Raw genomic sequence first — 16,814 nt, forward strand, 5'->3', positions numbered from 1 at the left:
TAGGTTTCTGAGAACTATTTCCCATGTAGCTGCCGCAGTTTTGAGTCCCCTCAATATTGGGATGATCCGAGTTTAATTAATTTAGTTTGAGAATCTTTGATAAGTATCCATCTGATCGGCAAATATATTTGCCCATAGATATGAATGGTTTTTCTATTAGCCGATAGCTAACCCAAGACAGCAGTAAAGTGGTGATAAACATCAATATTATTAAATACCAACTCCGCGAATCAAAGAGGCTTGTCAGTAAGTTTTGAATTATTGTGTGGAATAAGTACGCAGAATAACTGCCGACTCCAATCCAAGCTAAACCTGGCGGCCAGTACTTTGAGTGGCTAACATTGAGAGCTAATAAAAATAAAGTAATACTAATGAACCAAGCAGAAAACATCGGAATTACCGAAAGTGTCCCCGTTGTATCTGTGCGGCCCAAAAACGCTGTTGTCGCAGTCACAAGAGCCAAAGTGATCGCAATTCCACATGCATAGATTGCATATGTACTTTTGTACTTGCCAGAATGCCAGTCACTTAAAACCCAGCCTAGAAGCATGATTTCTATATGAAAAAGTCCATATGGGAAAAATTTTTCAAATTGATATTTATATAGAAATGCCGAGCATAATATGAATGCTGAGTAGTATATGAATACTCTGTATGAGTTCTTAATTAATTTTGCTGAATAGAGAGCACTGATTAGTATGTAAAAGGCGAGCTCAAACTTAAGACTCCAAAATACACCAATGACATTTGGCGTGCCTAAAAATCCTTGCAACATTGAAAAATTAATTGCAATTGTTGTGCTGCTTGTGTCGATTGGGAATTGTCGGTAACCCAAGGTGGTTAGTATGATGCCGATAATTAAACATCCCCAATAAATTGGATATAGTCTAAATATTCGATGCACCCAAAACTGCTTTAGATTCGGAGTGTGATCAATTGATCGAGGTATAATATATCCGCTAATTAGGAAAAATAAATTTACGCCGCATTGCCCAATTTGAAAGTAATTAGCGTTGATGAAGTCTAGTGCGTGCGATATGTTTTCGGAGAAATGACTAAACATCACCAATAGTACGGCTAATCCACGCAAGCAGTCTAAAAATATCAGGCGCATTTTAATTGGTGAAAGTATTTAATTGTTTTTGCATTAGGTAAATTAAATGCATATTCATTGAAATTAATTTTCTTGAATCAATTAGAAATTTATTTACTTTTCGTAAATCGTACGAGTATTGATTCATATTGCGCTAGTACATGTGACTAAATGAAGTCCTGCTGAAATCTGGCTTGCTCGGGCTTCCGCAGTGCTACCAATTTGCCAGCATCGGCCGCCTGCTGGGCCATGCACGCAACAAAGCCATCCGTATCGTTGACCAGATTTCGCCCGCTTGACCCCTCTTCATGCGTGACGACTCAATGCTGTTCATATTTATGACGTCGGGAATGCCCTTGATGCGGAGAAGCGAGCAAAACACCGAGGTGTTGCAGCCCAATGTCTGGCACAAACCCCGGTGGCGTGTCGCACCGGCCATGGCTTGCCAGTCCAACAAAATGGTGCACTTGGGCCACCGAAAGGTACTCGGCAAAGGTTTCAAGCCACCGTGGGCAGCAGGTATGCCACGGGTGCCGAGGATGAGCGTCATGGGGTACCAAATACTTTCTTTACTTTTTCTAGGTAGCTGAAGCCATCCTTCTTGGTGGGCTCGATGTACGAGCCCTCGCCAAACTCGTTCCAGCAGCAAATCACGCCCATGCGTTTTGTCTTGTCGGGGTTGGCGTCCATCAGGCTCTTGGCGTCGCGTAAATGGGCTTCAAACTCAGCAGGGGTGGCTATCGATTCATCGTTTTTGGGGTTCTTGCTGGCCCCCCAGGGGCGGTGATCCCAGCCTGAAGTCATAGGCACCACGTATGGCAGCTTGCCTTTGGATACAAGCCATTGCCAGTTTTGTTTGTAGGCATTCGCAAACCTGCTGTAACCCTCCCCCTTGCTGGACTCCGAGGCCGGAGTGCCGCTGTATCCACGGTGGTAGTTGTATGCAGATAACGCAGAAAGGCCGCTGGCAGGTGCAACGCCATTGGCCCAGTGTTCCAGAGCGGGAGTACCACCAATAAAGTAAATGCCGGGGTAGCCTGCCTGTTGTGCCATTGTGTTGGCAATGCTCACCAACTCTGCGGTGCTAACCCCAATCGTCTTTGCCGCTTCGCTGAAGGCATCTATACCAAAAATGAAAACTGCAGGCTTGCCATCCATCGTTAAGAAGTCTGTATCTACAAAGTAGCGTGCAATCCAGTACCTAATCATTAGCCTGAACTCTGGCATTCCGCCAGGAAACTTGTAATGGTTCGCCCACAGAATGGAAAATTTCATGTCCCCTGTTTTTTTAGATGCGCGGAAAGCGTTCAGCGCATGCTCTAGGTAGGTGTTTTTGCCGTCCCAATACCAGTCAAACGCTACAAAGCCTATGCCGGCGTCTTTCATCCATGCTGTTTGCTGCTTCAAGACAGCTGGGTCGCTGTCCGAATACCAGCCCAAGTAGGGCTCTTTATCTGGAAACTTTTGAATTGGTTGCCATGGCACCGAGAATTCAAGTCCTTTGGCTCCAGTAGTCCAGCCCGGAAAGTAGTACGTGCCAATCAAATACTCATTTGCAAATGCAGTGCCAGCATTGAAAAAAATTATGAAAAACAATCCCATTGTGGATAGTGCGTGCTTCATTGCTTGGCCTCAACGTATTCCTTAAATACTTGTGCCTGTACCAATGCAGACTTGTGCCAAGTGAACTGCTTGGCGCGCTCAATGCCTTTAGTTATCAAAGCAGCACGCAAGCTTCCATCAGAGCAGACTTTCGCCAACGCCTCGGCTAATCGATCTGGACTGGTCGGATCTATCAAAATGGCGGCATCACCAACAACCTCAGGAATGGCTGTGGTGCTTGAGGTGATCACTGGCACGCCGCTGGCTAGCCCTTCCAAGGGAGGCATGCCGAAACCTTCTGCCAACGATGGGTATATAAACGCCAGCGCATGGCGGCACAGCGCTGGGAGTTCAGCGTCGCCTACATCTGAAAGCAAAATAACGCGATGATTTGTGGGGAGGGCAGAAAGTGCCGTCTCAAAATCATCGTATCCAAAATCACGCTGCCCCACAATAACAAGCGGCGGCGGCGACCCTTGCAAGGTCGCATAGGCTTTTAAAATGTTGGCGTGGTTCTTCCGAGGCTCTATTCGACCCACAGTAATGAAGTAAGCACCAGATTGAAGGCCTCGTGCGCGTACATATTCAATACCTTCACTGCCTGCGAAGAAATTTTGCGTGCTTACTGCGTTGTGCACCACATGAATTTTGCTGGCCGATACACCATAGCGCAGTACGATTTCCTGCTTTGAGTAGTCACTTACTGTGAATAACATTTCTGCCCGTTTTGCAGCCCAGCGCATCAAAACTCGTGAGCGCAATACAAATATTGGCGTGAAGAACTCAGGAAACGGCTCAAACAATATGTCGTGAATCGTTACTGCATTGCCTTTTGCCGGCCAAAAAGGTATTACATATTGCGTGTGAAAAATATCTAGTTTGTATTGGCGACGAAGTCTTGGTAACTGCCAGCCCAAACGCATCAAAGCATTTGCTTGGGGCATATGCACCATGGTGACGTTGTCTCGTTGGAATGGAATTAGATCGCCGAGAGCTTTGGTTTGCTCAAGGAAGAAATAGAATTGATGCTGAGGAAGCAGCGATACCAGCTCTGCATAGATACCCAGCAAATGGCTGCGCGATCCTTGGAACTTCCCATCGAATACATGGAAGTCAACTCCAATTCGGGCCATCTTAAATACCTCGCTCGACAAAGGAGCAGAATTCCTGAAACATAGCCTGAGTTCGTTGGCTTAAGCGCATGGTGTTGTCCGCTAATGCCTGCCGCGCAGCAGAGGGACTACTTGATAGTTGTTCAAACTTTTTGACAAACTCTTGCTTAAGAAATGGAGAGCTCCAAGCAGTCGATCCGTTGCCAAGTTCGTCAGATGCTAATTTAACTTTGGGGTCAACTTCAATGCCTATGCTTGGCACGCCGAGTACCGCGCCGATTACTATTCCGTGATATCGGGCGCTGATTAAGGTGGAGCATTCAGACAGCTCATTTATGAAGATGGGAAGTTCTGACATCTCCCCTTTCCAGACGTTTACATCAAAACCGGCTGACTGCAGTTTTTCAATTGATAGCTTGTCTTTAAGTTCTGAAAATGCAAAACATCTAAATGTTTTTCCAGAATCTCGCATGTCTTGCATTAACTCTACAAGGGGTTGAAAATAGTTTTTTCCAGGTAAGTCATATTCAAAGTCACGAATGATGACACCTATAGGTGCTGAAGAGCTCACTGTCTTTACCGGAGCGGTAGGAGGTAGCCACCATTCTTTTTTGAAACAAATATCTGCCCCCAATGTTTGAGATGGAATGCCCCAGCTATTGAGGTATTTCATACTAATCTCGTCACGAACTGATATAAAGTCACCAGTTCGTAAGAGACGCTCACATGCTTTCTCATTTCCGTTATAAAACGGACCTATTCCTACGCCAATAAATGCGTTCTTTTTTGAATGATGTATTGTACGAAGTAGCTTCTGCGAGAGTCGTTGAAAAATTTTCTGGGTTGAGTTTTTGTGCAGCGAAGTCGCTTGTGGGTAGCTGTAAAACTGCGTACCACCAGCGTATAGTTTCAGCTTGTAATTGCTGGTAGCGAGCTTCCACCCTCGAATTACTTTATCGATGCCGGGAAACCTATCGAGGTAGTCACCAGGGACACTATTGTCTCGTGCAAGAACCTGTAGTTCGACATTGGGCATCATACTTTTTATTGCACGAATGCTGGCTAATAATAGTAAATCGTCACCAAAATTTGCTTCGCCAAAAGCACCTTCTAAAAGAATTTTCAATTAAACCTCCAAATTTTTAATACATCCTCTTTACCTACTTTGACGTTTTTAAGGCTTGTGGAAGAGGTGCGTACAACACGTTAATTTTTCTTATCAATGAACTGAAATTTCCATTTTCTGCAGTGAGGACTGTAGTTTGAATTAAATTCCGCCCAAGCTTCAAAATCATTGCCAAATAGATAATTGCACTAAAAAATGCTAAAAATAATAAAGCTATAGATTGCGATGGTGGTAGTATGTTTAACGAATAAATGATTACTACTGGCACGCTGCTAGTTGTCAGAGCGATCAATACAAATTTTGGAACTTGAACTAGTGTAGTTTTCGATGTCATTGAATGCGCCGCTACTACTTTGACTAAAGTTTGAAAAACCGCCGTAGCGCTCATTAAATAGGCTAATGCCACTAGCATTGGCTGCTGAACTACCAAGAAGCCTATGCACAGAGTTAAACAAATACCGACGCGCAAAGCAGATAGTTGCAGTGTCATCCGACTTTGGCCTACTGCTTGAAGTGCGATACCGTAGCAATATAGAAATGATCGAAAACCGTAGGCTACCGCAAGCAGAGTTAGTGGACCCGCTGCGAGGCTCCAGCGATCACCATACGTAATAGTGAGCAATGGATGTGCGGCGATAGCCAGAAAAAGTAGACCTGCGGTTGGAATACTTGCAATGATGAGTTGACCATGGCGTAGCGACGCTAGGAAGTGATCCTTGCTCCTTGCGATTCCAGAAAAAATGACCTCAAGCACTGGTGAAACCAGTATTTGGAATGCCGTTTGCGCCACCTTGCTCGCAAAAGCATATATACCTAATGCTTCAACTCCCGCAATTGCACCTATCGTCATTTCAACGCCCCGTGTCTCTGCAAGGTCAAGCATTTTGCTGCCAGTATTGGCAAGGGCTAATCTTGCAACGGGTTTTATCGTAGTGAGAGAGGCAATCGCCCCGGGTTTCCAGTGACAATTTTTCCAAAGAATGGCTGCGCCAATTGCGTAATACAAAATTGATTGTGCAACTAACCCTTTGGCTCCGTAGCCTTGTACGACAAGTGTGACACCCACAACGGAAGATATACCGCTCGCGAGTACTGTGCGTTTTGCTAAGGCTTTAAAGTTTAATTGTTTTCGCAGCAAGCCTATGGGGACGACCGTAGTACTCATGATCAATGGGCATATGGCAGCGAAGGTCAATAGCCGAGGTGCTTCTCTGGAGTCGAAGATACTATTTAGATTCAGCCCGCATATCAATAACCCAACGGTTCCGAAGGCGCCTATCACAAGTGCAAAGTAAAAGAGAGTTGATAACTCCCGTCGGTCAGTCATCTGTGTTTGGATAATGGTTTGCGATAGTGCTTGTTCACAAACCATCTCCGATACTGCCAGGACACCTGCAATCAATGCAAATAATCCAAACTCGGCAGGTCCCATGAAGAACCCAACTATCAGGAAGCTGAAGGTTGTTATGCCCCGAGCCATCCAAGATTGCAAGTAGGACCAGATAATACCGGAGCTGAAGCTATTCCTGTTGCTCATGATGAACGCGTTGCCCCTGCATGCGCTAGCAGCTCCTCCAACTGTCTGTTGGCGCGCTCCGACCATCCGGAAATTGAAAATGTTTGCTCTGCTAATGCGAAGCCTTGGCTGGCTATGGCATGCCTAGTGGTGGGCGAATCCATGAGTTCACATACAGCGTGAGCGAACTTCGTGGGGTCGCTTTCAATGATTGCGCTTTGACGGTTGATTATCGGTATACCCTCCGCACCAATTGGCGTGGTGATCACTGCTTTGCCATAACAAAGTGCTTCTGCAACCTTGATCTTGACGCCACCACCGGAGACTAGTGGCGCAATGACAAGCTGGCATTCGGCATAGAAATCAGACAATGACTCTACATATCCAACAAACTTTACGTTAGTTGGTGCACTTTTAACTAGGTTTGCTGGCGGGTTGCGCCCAGCAATCAAAAACACAACCTCGGGTAGCCGGGCTAGTACTTGGGGGGCAATTTGTCGCATTAAGTACTGCACCGCTTCTATATTTGGTGCGTGCCCAAATGATGCAATGAAACCTACCCTGTTAATACCATCATGCCCTCCGGGCTGGAGTTTGTCGGTAAGCGGTAAGCCTAAGCAAACTACATTGAGATTCGGAGTAAATACGGTGAGACCATACCTATCTTGCTCGCTCAAAGTCCAGCATTGATTGGCTTGAGAGTAGTAGTGGCTTTCATAGGCAACCCAGTTACGCCACTGTTTTGTGGCGTACCAGTGTTTCAAACCAAGTGCAGCTGTTTTTGCTCGTCGATAGGCTGATACTGAGAAGGCATCTTGTACGTCATGTACTGTGGTGTGTCCGTTGCAGTGGGGCAGGTACTGGGCCATTTGAGGAAACTGTGTTACCACAATGTCGGGCGCACTACTAGCCAGTATTTCTCGCATGACACGCAGATAAGTTTTTGACTCAAAGTAAATAGCCTGCTCTGGCGTGCGGGTGAGTAAACCGCGCAACTTTGCCATGAGAACTCGCCATTTATTGATGTGCAGTGCCACGGTCTGCACGGACTTGGCATGCGTTTGCATTTCTGCCACATCAGCTTTATCGCTGGCAGTGTCATTTGTAAAGCACAGCACATGTACTTCGTGCTGTTGGGTCAGCGCCTTGAGTGCGTTGAAGCTAACCGTGGCACCGCCTTGTCCCGAGGCACTGCCATACGGAAAGGGCGCTAGCAAAAGTATTTTCATGTGCGCGCTTGTCCACTAAGCGCAAGTGCTTCAACAAGTTGAACTGTAGATTCGGATGTAGTACCTTGTGGTTGGCGTGAATGTACGGCGGCAAGCAAGAGGTACACAAAGCCGAAGTAAATAAGTATTTCTGGTTCAAACACATATGGCAACAGAAAGCATGGAGGAAAGAAACCCACCAGCAATATTAATTGTAGGCTGTGGCGGTAGCCAGTCGCCAAGAGCGCCGCCACAGCCAATCCATAGATGGCACTAAACAATAGGCCCATGTCGTACATAACAGCCAGAAAGCTGTTCTCCACATTATTACTTACACCAGTGAATATCACTGACTTGGGTCCCACAGTACCTTTTGGATAACCCCAAAGTATGTACTCGTACAACTTGTCGTATGCATCAGTGATGCTATGTAGGTGCCCCAGCATTGAAGGATCGCTGAAATTAGTGTTGAGGACTAGCCAGCGAATTACGAAGCCGTCGCTTGCCTCATCTACTACAAGTGCCAACACAATCATGACTCCCAACATTGCCCCGCCCGTTCCCATAGCCTTCAACAATCTAGTGAAAGTCATTACTCCTGGTATCAACATTAGCAGAGGCATTGCAACTATCAACAAGAGCATGCTACTGCGAGAGAATGACAGCAGAAGGCCTGCAACTGCTAGTGTGGTAGTGAAAAGCAGCTTGCCAGTACTTAGATTCAAACGGTTTAGAAGCTCCCTTTGTGTTAGCAAGAGGCTTATAAGTACATATGCATTTAATGCAAAGACCAAACCCAAAGTATTTGGTCCCGATAGCGGCAGCCCCATGCGCATCCAGGTGCCTCCTGATATGTACCAAGCTGTAGGCAGAAGGTCGGGGCCAAACAGTTGATTGCGCATCGAGGGAATAGTTTGTAGCAGTGCATAAAGACATGCCGCAACTGCAAATAACAGATTGTTCCAGTACAAAAAAAATCGCAGTAAAGCGCGGGGCGATTCAGATTTCTCTGTGCTTTGTAAAATACCAAGAGCACCAATAAAAAATAAAAATGGCAATAGATACAAACGAATGTAATAAAGACCCACAAAGGCACGGTCTTCAAGTATCGCTATGAAGAGGTAAGGTACTACAAATCCAAGAATTGTTGCTAGCAACAATGGCCACACACGAGATTTGTAAAGATCTAGCCTTGTGATCCCATAGCCGGCAAGTCCAATTAATAGTGGGTCGCGTATTGCAGGCAGGATGTTGGGTATCCCAACCATGCCGAATAGGTTTTTAATAAAAGAAGCCAGCAGAGTGAGTAGCACCAAAACCGCTACCAATAGCCTTGGGGTGCTCACGGATTGGGGATCCTCATGGCGGCAGGACTGAGGGACTGGAGCAGTTGCATGGAGGTTTGCCAAAAGCCTTTGGCCTTTTCCTTGTTCAGAGCTGCCGCATCTCTTTTTGCGAGTGCCAATGCAAGAAAAGCGAGCGATCTGCTGGCAAACACAACAGCTAGACCAACTGAAAGGGCTATCGCGGGCAGATAACCCGAATGTTTGAGGGTGAAAATTTGGTAGGAGCGGGCCGTGCGTTTGAGTGCGGCAAGACCGATCCAAGCTTTACCAGCACCTTCATAGTGGATTACTTTGCAATCGGGGGTGTAGGCAATACGGAGGCCTAAATCACGAACTCTGCGACAAAGGTCCACATCTTCGCAATACATGAAATACCCTGTATCAAAGCCACCGAGTGCATTCCAGTCCGATCGACGCATGGCAAAGCAGGCCCCAGAAACCCACGCGAGTTGATCATGTGTGACAAGGTAGTTGGCTGGATTGGTTTCCAACCTGCGAAAAATGTTAGGAAGTGTGTGTCGTTTTTCCAAACCCAACCAAGACAGCAATATGCGGACGGGGCTATGCTCGAATCCGAAGGAAAATTGTTGCCGTCTATCGCCATACTGCAATCGACACGCTGAAACTCCAATCAATGGGTTGTCCAAACGATCGAGCAAAACATCCAAGTTGGTAATAACCTGTGTATCGTTATTGATAAATAACAGCAAATCGCCCTTTGCTCTCGCAGCTCCCAAGTTGTTTCCACCAGTGAAGCCTGTATTCGCTGTGGATTCAATATAAACAATATCGCCTCGTGATCGTAATAGCTCTTGGCTTCCATCTGAGGAAGCATTATCTACAACGATGATTTCAAAAGAGTATCTAGAGAAAGCGCCTTTGAGCGAGTCCAAGCACTCGTCAAGGAAGCGCAAACCATTGAAGTTGACGATAACTATCGAAACAAGTCTGCTGTTGGCGCGGTCGCTTCTGGGCTGATGCGGCAAAGAACTCATATTAGGACGTACTCTTGCCGAGCAAATAAGCCTTAGTTTCGGGTGAAACTGATTTCAATAGATCGTCAATAAATTGTTTTTGCTTTGCGTACGCCTCGGTGTTATCCGTCGATATGCTGGAAACGCGAAACAAGATGCCATCAGCAACGACACCGTTCAGTCCGTATTGCATGCGGGCAAAGCCTTGCTCAAGGTTGCCACGTACCACTTTTTCACCAATGCGGACCCAGTACGTAATGGGCTCATTGCGTTGGCCCAGTTTGGCAACCAGTTGCATTGCCGGAATGTCCCCTGTGCTAATCGGTAAGCTGGTTTTTTTTGTGCTGATGATTTGAAACCCTTGCGCGGAGTAACAAACTTCCGGGCGGTGAATCTGAAGGTCGCGCGATTGGTTGGCTCCATATGCCAAAGACAGCATCACGATTGCTCCACTGGAGTGGAGGTAAACGCGCGAGAGTGTCTCAGAGTAGATCTCGTCCAAGATGGCAGCTTGCTGCGGATTCACAATTTGGCGGCCGGATTGTGGGAGTTCTTTCCAGTCGCCAAACTTGGTAGGAATAAGCTCTTCAAGAGTGACTTTTGCCCGTTGATCAGACATAAGGGTCCGGGGGTGCATGGCCCATGCCGCAAATGCTGCGGCCAGCATGAGCAATGCTATGAAATATGTCTTCAATTGACTCTTGGCGCGGTTCATTTCAAGCCTGCTGTAGTTGCTTTGCGTTGGCGATAGTTCTCGAACGATTGCAGTGCGGTGTCGCTGCCGATGATGAGCAGCAGCGCGCTCAAAAACAGCACCATGCCTGCAAAGCCGTGCAAGAAGCCTTGGCCCGCCTCGTCACCAAAGTGGTAGGTGATGAGGCTGAGGGTCATGACGCGGATGACATTGGCCGTAAACGAGATAGGCACGATGAGGATGGCGAGGCCTATGTTTCGGAACAGCGAGTCTCGCCGGACGATGTTCAGGTACAGCAGGCCCAGGGCCTCCAGCGTCAGCAGGGTGTGCAGGCCGGCGCAGGCGTCTGCCACCAGTAGCATGTATTGGCCAATTTGCAAAATAACGCCATTGCGGCCAATGGGGTAGCCCACCCAAAACAGCACGTGCTCGGCCACGTACGACACGGCCATCTTCATGGGCATGGTCACCGTGTCCACCACTACACCAGGTAGCGGCACCATAAACAGCATGAAGAACAGCGCGAACCACTGCGCCTTCAGGGCCTTGGGCCCCAGGTTCAGCAGTGTGATGCCCACCAGCAGCCAAATGACGGAGCCAATTTCAAACAGCAAGATGTCTTGCGAGCGGCCCAGTGCATACAGTAGCAGGCCGAAGGCAAAGACAGGCCAGCCCCAGGCGCTGGGTTGTTCGCCATGGCTGGCAGCCAGCATGTCGGGCCAAGTGCGGTAGATGAGCCAGCACGAGATGCCCAGCACGATGGGCCCGTGCATTTGCTCGTCTTGTGCCCAGATGCCGGTAAACAAGTCGTACAGGCTGGGCAGGTACAGCACTGCAAGCCCCAGCATCACTGGCAACCAGGTCAGCAGCTCGGCCTGCAGGGTGGGCTTGCCGCGGTACACGCGGGGCATGGTGGCGCTCATGCGTCGTTGAGCACGGAGCCCACCAGTGCAACGCCGCTGTCTTGCAGGCGCCGGGCCAGTTGGTTGGCGTGGGGGACCAGGCTTTTGTTTTTGCGGGCCACCAGCAGGGCAGCGCCGGCGCGGGCAGCGGTTACTTCTGCATCAGCAAACTCAGTGCCGGCGGGGGTGTCGATGATGATCACATCGAACTGCTGGCTGGCGATGCGCAGCAGGGCGCCAAAGGCGGGGCGGCCCAGCAGCTCTTGGGGGTTGGGCGGGGTGGCGCCAGCGGGCAGCACGGCCAGGCCGGGCAAGCCGGGCACAAGCTGGGCCACTTCAAGCCCCGCGCGGTTGGCCAAGATGCCAGACAGGCCGGCGCTTTTGCCAAGCTTGAACAAGGCGTTTTGCGCGCGGGCGGGTTTGGCGCGCAGGTCTGCATCAATAAGCAGGGTGCGCTCGCCTTGCTGGGCAAACACGATGGCCAGGTTGGCGGCAATGAAGCTGCGGCCCTCGCCACTGCCGGGGCTGACGATGGCAATAACTTTGTGAGCGGGGTCGGTGTTAAACCAGCGCAGCATGAGCTGGCTGCGCACAGCGCGCAGGTTTTCGCCCACGCGGCTAAAGGGTTTGTAGGCGGCTACCAGTTCGTGGCTGACGGAGTCGTCTTGGTCGCTAAGGTAGGCGTAGTCAAACTGTTTGCTCAGGGCAAAGTCGATGTCGTCTTTGGTCAGCACCTTCAGGGCCAGGGCGGCGTCGCCAAACTGCACTTTGTCGGCGCGCTGGCGCTCCACAATGCGGGCGGCATCGTCTTGGCTCAGGCGGCCGGTGGCTACCAGAATGTCGCCAATGGTTCTAACCTGGTTCATGCGCTAACTCCAATGGCGGTGCGTTTAAACATGCCCGATGCCGAGCTGATGGCGCCCAGCACGGGCAGCTCCAGTGCTTCCACCAGGTCTTCGGTAGAGCGGACGCGGCGGTTGGTGAGCTCTAGCACCAGAGCCAGGCCCACCCCCAGCAGGCCACCCAAAAAGATGGAGACCAGCACATTCAAAAACACCCGCGGCTTGGAGGGCGCAGGTGGCGCAATGGCGGGGTTGAGCACCGCAATATTGGTTTGGTTGGTTTGGCTTTCGATATTGGTTTGTGAGGCACGTTGGCTCACGATTTCGAACGCGCGCTGGGCGGATTCGATGTCGCGGCGCAGCACGTTCAGCTCATCGCGCTGTTTGTTGAGCACGAGCACGCGGGCTTTTTGGGTGGCCAGGGCGCCTTGCAACTGGGCTTCGCGCTGTTTGCTGACCTGGTAGGTGGTTTCAATGGAGCTGGTGATCTTGCGGGTCTCGGCGTCTAGCTGGGCACGCAGTGCGCCCAACTCAGACTCGGTGCGCTGGATTTGGGGGTGGTTGGCACCCAGGTTGACCTTGCTCTCGGTGAGCTTGGCTTCCAGGCGGGCAATGTCGGCTTTCAGGCCGTTGACCAGGGGGCTTTGCATAACCTCGGCCAGGGTGTCGGCTTTGGTGCTGTTGCGTTTGCTTTGGCTGTCGGTGGTTTGGCCTTGCACGCCGGTGAGCTGGCTGCTGGTCTCATTCAACTTGGCGGTTTCAAAGTCCAGGCGTTCGTCGGTGCTGGTGATGCCGTTTTGCTGCTGGTAGTCAGACAGGGCTTGCTGGGCTTTCTCCAGCTTCTCGCGGGCGGTCTTGGTTTGTTCGTCAAAAAAGGTGGCGTACTGGCGGGCTGGGGCTACGCGCAGGTCCAGGTTCACGTCGATATAGGCCTGTGCAAAGGCGTTGGCCACGGCGGCGGCAAAGTCGGGGTCGGCGCCGGTGTAGTTGATGCTGATGACGTTGCTTTCGCGGCTGGGTTTTACGTCCAGGCTTTTTTGCAGCAGCGATGCCAGCCAGTCGCGCAACTGGCCTTTGCCTTGGGTGGCTTCGCGCCACTGGGCCTGAATGGCGGGGCTGTTTTCCATGCCCAGGCCTTTGACCACGGCTTGGGCGACGCGGTCGCTGTTGATGATGTCCACCTGCGTGGCCATGTAGCCGGGGGCCATCATGCCTTGCAGCATGAGGCCGCTTACCGGGTCTGGGGAGCGCACGTCCACCACCACGGCGGCGCTGGCGGTGTATTGCTTGGGCATGAGCATGCTCACCACCACGGTGGTGGCTACGGTGAGGGCAAAGGCGAGCAGCGCAATCTTCCAGCGGGCCCGGAGTATGAGTAGAAACTGTTGAAGTGTCATAACGGGGGCCGGTTTAGAAGATGCTTTCTTTGACGTAAATCACGTCATTGGGGAGCACGGGGTCGGTGAGCTGGGGTTCGAGCTGCTGAATGCCGCCGTTGGCTTGTTTGCGGTGCAGGCGCAGGCGCTTTTCGGACCCGCGGGCGTTGGGGCCACCGCCTTGCGCCAGCGCTTGCATCACCGTCATGCCGCGTTCAATGCGGTAGGAGCCGGAGCGCTGGGCTTCGCCATAGATGTAGAACACCGGGGCGCGGTGCACGTAGATGGTGTCGCCGCCTTGCAGAAGCATGTTGTCTTGCAGTTTTTCGGCCAAAAAGATGGAGGGAATGTCCACCTCTTTGCGGAAGAGTTTGCCGTCGCGCACGCCGGTGACGATGGCGATGTCGTCGCCCCCTGGTGTGGCCCCACCGGCGCTGGCCAGCATGTCGCTGAGGCGGGTGTTAACCGTTTCTAGCGGAAAGCGGCCAGGGCGCGCAACTTGGCCCAGCACAGACACTTGGTTGCCACGGATCTGGATGAGGGCGATGTTGACTTGGGGTTTTTGGATGAAGCCACCGGTTTGCAGGGCATCGGCAATTTTCTTTTCGGCGGCAGCGACCGACAGACCACCAAGCTCGACCGCACCAATGAGCGGGTAGGTGATGCTGCCGCGCTCGGAGACGCGGGTTTCGATGGTGAGGTCGGGGTTTTGGAAGACCTGCACGCGAATGGTGTCGCCCGCGCCCAGCGGGTAGTCGGCCTGGCCTTGGGCGTGGGCGCCCAGGCTGGCCAGTGCCAGCAGGGCAGCGGCCAGAAAGCGGGGGAGGCGAAATGTTGTCATGGGTGGGTACCTGCTGGGCTGGGGTTTATTTCAAACCGGCCACGCCTTTTTCGATGGTGGATTTGGCGGGGGCTGCATCTGGTGCGGCAGCGGCGGGGGCCTCTGGAGCTGCGGCTGCGGCAGCCACAGGTGCGTTGGCAAACTCGCCCATGTAGGTCACCTTGGTAGAGGCGCGCAGTTGCTTGAGGTTGGCGTTGACGGCTTCGCCAGCGCGCTGGTTGAGCAAAAACTGTTCGATGCGGGGCAGGGCAGCCTCTTGTGCCACGGGGGCAGACTGAGAGGACACCACGCGCAGCAGGGTGATGGTTTGGGGGGCCTCTATCAGCGTGCTTTGGCCGTCTTTCAGGGCGTGGATGCGGGGCAGAATTTCGAGCGGGATTTGCTCTGCAGCGCGGGTGGCGCTGCCGCCGCCAAACTGGATGTTTTTGCCTTTGAGCAAAGCAGCCGCTTCTTCAATGGGGCGGCCCGCGGTGGCCAGGGGGCGCAGTGCATCGGCCACGCCTGCAGCGTTGGGCACCACAATTTCTTGCACGTTGTAAATGCGGCGCTCGCTGAACAGGGCGGGGTTGTCGGCAAAGTACTTTTTGGCTTCGTCTGCGGTGGGCTTGGGGGTGGATGCGGTGATTTGCTGGATGTAGGCGCGCGCCAGGATGTCGCGGCGTGCGGCTTCAATTTGGCCCACGACTTCGGGGGAGCGGTGCAGCTTGTTTTCGGTGGCTTGGTCTACGGCGAGTTGCTGGTCAATGAGCTTTTCCAGCACGTCGCGGCCCATGGCTTGCGCGTTGCCAGCGCCAGCGCCGGAGCGGCTGAGCACTTGGTTGATCTGGTGCACCGAGATTTCTTCGGAGCCCACTTTGGCGGCAACTTGGGTGGCAACTTTTTTGTCGTCTTTGTTGCCACAAGCGGCCAGGCCCAGGGCCATGGCGGCAGCCAGTACGGTGGTGGAGAGGTGGCGGGGTGTGATGCGCATGGTGGTGTCTCGGTTTAGTAGGTGAGTTGGGCGGTAAAGAGCAGCTGGGTGCTGTCGTAGTCCAGGCCCGTTTGGTTGGAACCGCGCGAAGCACCTTGTAGTGCTGCGCTGAGTGCGAGTTGTTGGTAGGGTTGCCAGTTGATGGAGACCGAGGTGTCGCGGGTGGTGTCGCGCCGGGTGCTGGCGGTGGCGCCGGGCGAGCCCAGGTAGTCGCGCTGGGCCCAGTCGTAGCGCAGGCGCAGTGCAGCTTTGGGGCTGAACTGCCAGACGGGGCCGATGCTGATTTTGTCGGTCTGGCTGTAGTTGCTGTTGGCGGTGGCGTAGGCCTCTAGCGCGTGGCTAAAGCCCACGTTAAGGGCTGTTTTGCCGCTGATGGCCCAGTCCAAGCTGGCGCCGGTGTTGAAGCCGTTGTAGTCGCGCTGGCCGTAGGTGGGGTGGGTGCGGTTGATATGGGTGAGGTAGAGCTCGGCGTTGCTGTTGCCGCCCAGCGCCCAGCGCAGGCGCAGGTCGTTGTCGAACTGTTTGAAGCTGTCGTCAAACTGGCCAGCGTTGGGTACGGTGCGATTGAGGTAGCTGCCGTTGCCCAGGCGCGCCAGGTAGGTAATGCTGCTGCCGGAGGCAAAGGCGTATTTCACCCCGGCGTTGGCGGTGTTGCTGGTGTAGTCGCTACCGGCCAGCACGGCTTGCTGGTTGGCCTGGCGGGTGGTGCTGACGCCGCCCAACAGGCGCCAGGTGCCATCGAGCTGGTATTCGGCATTGAAGCCGGTGCTGGTGTCAATGCGCTGGTTGCGCTGGGTGTAGCTGTTGAAGTCGCTAAAGCTGTTGAGGGTTTCTTTGCGGCTGGAGGTGAGGCTGCCGGTTAGCGCAGGGGTGAGGGCCCAGCGCCATGCCGCGTTGTAGTTGCTGGCGGTGAAGCTGAGGTAGTTGAAGTTTTTGTAGTTGTAGTCCACCAGGTTCAGGTCGAACTCAAACTTTTGCAGGCTTTGGTAGGTGTTGAGCCCAAAGCCCACGGTGGTGACGCCAATTTGCTCTGCGGCGCTGTCTTTGCCAATCAGCGCTTGGGTGTTGGCGCTGGAGGGCAGGCGAAACAGGTTGCTGTCGGTCTGCACGGTGTAGCCCGCGGTGATTACCAGCGGGTTTTCTTGGGCATGGGCTGCACCGGCGCAGGCGCATAGCGCCACGGCAACGTGGAGGGGGGAGGGGGTGCGCATG

The 16,814-nt window shown here is 52.2% G+C and carries 15 protein-coding genes; all 15 read right to left on the reverse strand.

Annotated features, from left to right (window positions below; all coding sequences use genetic code 11):
- Positions 1–76 precede the first annotated feature (76 nt).
- Positions 77–1,114, reverse strand: coding sequence for an acyltransferase family protein (locus tag AC097A_RS15350; protein ID WP_479621505.1), 1,038 nt, complete (start codon positions 1,112–1,114; stop codon positions 77–79).
- Between the two features lie 525 nt (positions 1,115–1,639).
- On the reverse strand, positions 1,640–2,716 hold the full coding sequence (locus tag AC097A_RS15355) for a glycoside hydrolase family 99-like domain-containing protein (protein WP_479621506.1): 1,077 nt from the start codon (positions 2,714–2,716) through the stop codon (positions 1,640–1,642).
- Positions 2,713–3,828 (reverse strand): glycosyltransferase family 4 protein, encoded by a 1,116-nt coding sequence (locus AC097A_RS15360; RefSeq protein WP_479621507.1) that lies wholly within the window; start codon positions 3,826–3,828, stop codon positions 2,713–2,715. The genes AC097A_RS15355 and AC097A_RS15360 overlap by 4 nt, the downstream gene beginning before the upstream one ends.
- 1 nt (position 3,829) lies before the next feature.
- Positions 3,830–4,933 carry a polysaccharide pyruvyl transferase family protein gene (locus tag AC097A_RS15365; RefSeq protein WP_479621508.1) on the reverse strand — a complete coding sequence of 368 codons (1,104 nt, stop codon included), beginning with the start codon at positions 4,931–4,933 and terminating at the stop codon, positions 3,830–3,832.
- Between the two features lie 34 nt (positions 4,934–4,967).
- Positions 4,968–6,536, reverse strand: coding sequence for an oligosaccharide flippase family protein (locus AC097A_RS15370; RefSeq protein ID WP_479621509.1), 1,569 nt, complete (start codon positions 6,534–6,536; stop codon positions 4,968–4,970).
- The gene (locus AC097A_RS15375; RefSeq protein WP_479621510.1) at positions 6,467–7,678 is read right to left on the reverse strand and encodes a glycosyltransferase; all 1,212 of its coding nucleotides are present in this window, start codon (positions 7,676–7,678) and stop codon (positions 6,467–6,469) included. Before AC097A_RS15375 ends, AC097A_RS15370 begins: the two co-directional genes overlap by 70 nt.
- On the reverse strand, positions 7,675–9,003 hold the full coding sequence (locus AC097A_RS15380; protein WP_479621511.1) for a hypothetical protein: 1,329 nt from the start codon (positions 9,001–9,003) through the stop codon (positions 7,675–7,677). The genes AC097A_RS15375 and AC097A_RS15380 overlap by 4 nt, the downstream gene beginning before the upstream one ends.
- The gene (locus AC097A_RS15385) at positions 9,000–9,998 is read right to left on the reverse strand and encodes a glycosyltransferase family 2 protein (protein ID WP_479621512.1); all 999 of its coding nucleotides are present in this window, start codon (positions 9,996–9,998) and stop codon (positions 9,000–9,002) included. Before AC097A_RS15385 ends, AC097A_RS15380 begins: the two co-directional genes overlap by 4 nt.
- A 1-nt stretch (position 9,999) precedes the next feature.
- The gene (gene epsI / locus AC097A_RS15390; protein ID WP_479621513.1) at positions 10,000–10,692 is read right to left on the reverse strand and encodes an exosortase-associated protein EpsI, B-type; all 693 of its coding nucleotides are present in this window, start codon (positions 10,690–10,692) and stop codon (positions 10,000–10,002) included.
- Positions 10,689–11,582, reverse strand: coding sequence for an exosortase B (xrtB, locus tag AC097A_RS15395; RefSeq protein ID WP_479621514.1), 894 nt, complete (start codon positions 11,580–11,582; stop codon positions 10,689–10,691). Before xrtB ends, epsI begins: the two co-directional genes overlap by 4 nt.
- Positions 11,583–11,590: 8 nt before the next feature.
- A complete protein-coding gene (gene epsG, locus AC097A_RS15400) occupies positions 11,591–12,439 on the reverse strand; it encodes a chain length determinant protein tyrosine kinase EpsG (RefSeq protein ID WP_479621515.1) in 849 nt (282 codons plus the stop codon).
- Positions 12,436–13,812 (reverse strand): chain length determinant protein EpsF, encoded by a 1,377-nt coding sequence (epsF, locus tag AC097A_RS15405; RefSeq protein WP_479621516.1) that lies wholly within the window; start codon positions 13,810–13,812, stop codon positions 12,436–12,438. The genes epsG and epsF overlap by 4 nt, the downstream gene beginning before the upstream one ends.
- 13 nt (positions 13,813–13,825) lie before the next feature.
- A complete protein-coding gene (epsE, locus tag AC097A_RS15410; protein WP_479621517.1) occupies positions 13,826–14,632 on the reverse strand; it encodes a polysaccharide export protein EpsE in 807 nt (268 codons plus the stop codon).
- Positions 14,633–14,657: 25 nt separating this feature from the next.
- The gene (locus AC097A_RS15415) at positions 14,658–15,602 is read right to left on the reverse strand and encodes an EpsD family peptidyl-prolyl cis-trans isomerase (RefSeq protein WP_479621518.1); all 945 of its coding nucleotides are present in this window, start codon (positions 15,600–15,602) and stop codon (positions 14,658–14,660) included.
- A gap of 14 nt (positions 15,603–15,616) precedes the next feature.
- A complete protein-coding gene (epsL, locus tag AC097A_RS15420; protein WP_479621519.1) occupies positions 15,617–16,813 on the reverse strand; it encodes an XrtB/PEP-CTERM-associated polysaccharide biosynthesis outer membrane protein EpsL in 1,197 nt (398 codons plus the stop codon).
- Between the last annotated feature and the right edge of the window lies 1 nt (position 16,814).

This window comes from Rhodoferax sp. XS2R6, from assembly GCF_056521365.1.

Coding starts and splice junctions, on each gene's coding strand:
- AC097A_RS15350 (WP_479621505.1), bottom strand. CDS start 1,114: ATGCGCCTGATATTTTTAGACTGCTTGCGTGGATTAGCCGTACTATTG.
- epsI (WP_479621513.1), bottom strand. CDS start 10,692: ATGAACCGCGCCAAGAGTCAATTGAAGACATATTTCATAGCATTGCTC.
- AC097A_RS15370 (WP_479621509.1), bottom strand. CDS start 6,536: ATGGTCGGAGCGCGCCAACAGACAGTTGGAGGAGCTGCTAGCGCATGC.
- epsF (WP_479621516.1), bottom strand. CDS start 13,812: ATGACACTTCAACAGTTTCTACTCATACTCCGGGCCCGCTGGAAGATT.
- xrtB (WP_479621514.1), bottom strand. CDS start 11,582: ATGCCCCGCGTGTACCGCGGCAAGCCCACCCTGCAGGCCGAGCTGCTG.
- AC097A_RS15355 (WP_479621506.1), bottom strand. CDS start 2,716: ATGAAGCACGCACTATCCACAATGGGATTGTTTTTCATAATTTTTTTC.
- AC097A_RS15360 (WP_479621507.1), bottom strand. CDS start 3,828: ATGGCCCGAATTGGAGTTGACTTCCATGTATTCGATGGGAAGTTCCAA.
- AC097A_RS15385 (WP_479621512.1), bottom strand. CDS start 9,998: ATGAGTTCTTTGCCGCATCAGCCCAGAAGCGACCGCGCCAACAGCAGA.
- epsG (WP_479621515.1), bottom strand. CDS start 12,439: ATGAACCAGGTTAGAACCATTGGCGACATTCTGGTAGCCACCGGCCGC.
- AC097A_RS15415 (WP_479621518.1), bottom strand. CDS start 15,602: ATGCGCATCACACCCCGCCACCTCTCCACCACCGTACTGGCTGCCGCC.
- epsL (WP_479621519.1), bottom strand. CDS start 16,813: ATGCGCACCCCCTCCCCCCTCCACGTTGCCGTGGCGCTATGCGCCTGC.
- epsE (WP_479621517.1), bottom strand. CDS start 14,632: ATGACAACATTTCGCCTCCCCCGCTTTCTGGCCGCTGCCCTGCTGGCA.
- AC097A_RS15375 (WP_479621510.1), bottom strand. CDS start 7,678: ATGAAAATACTTTTGCTAGCGCCCTTTCCGTATGGCAGTGCCTCGGGA.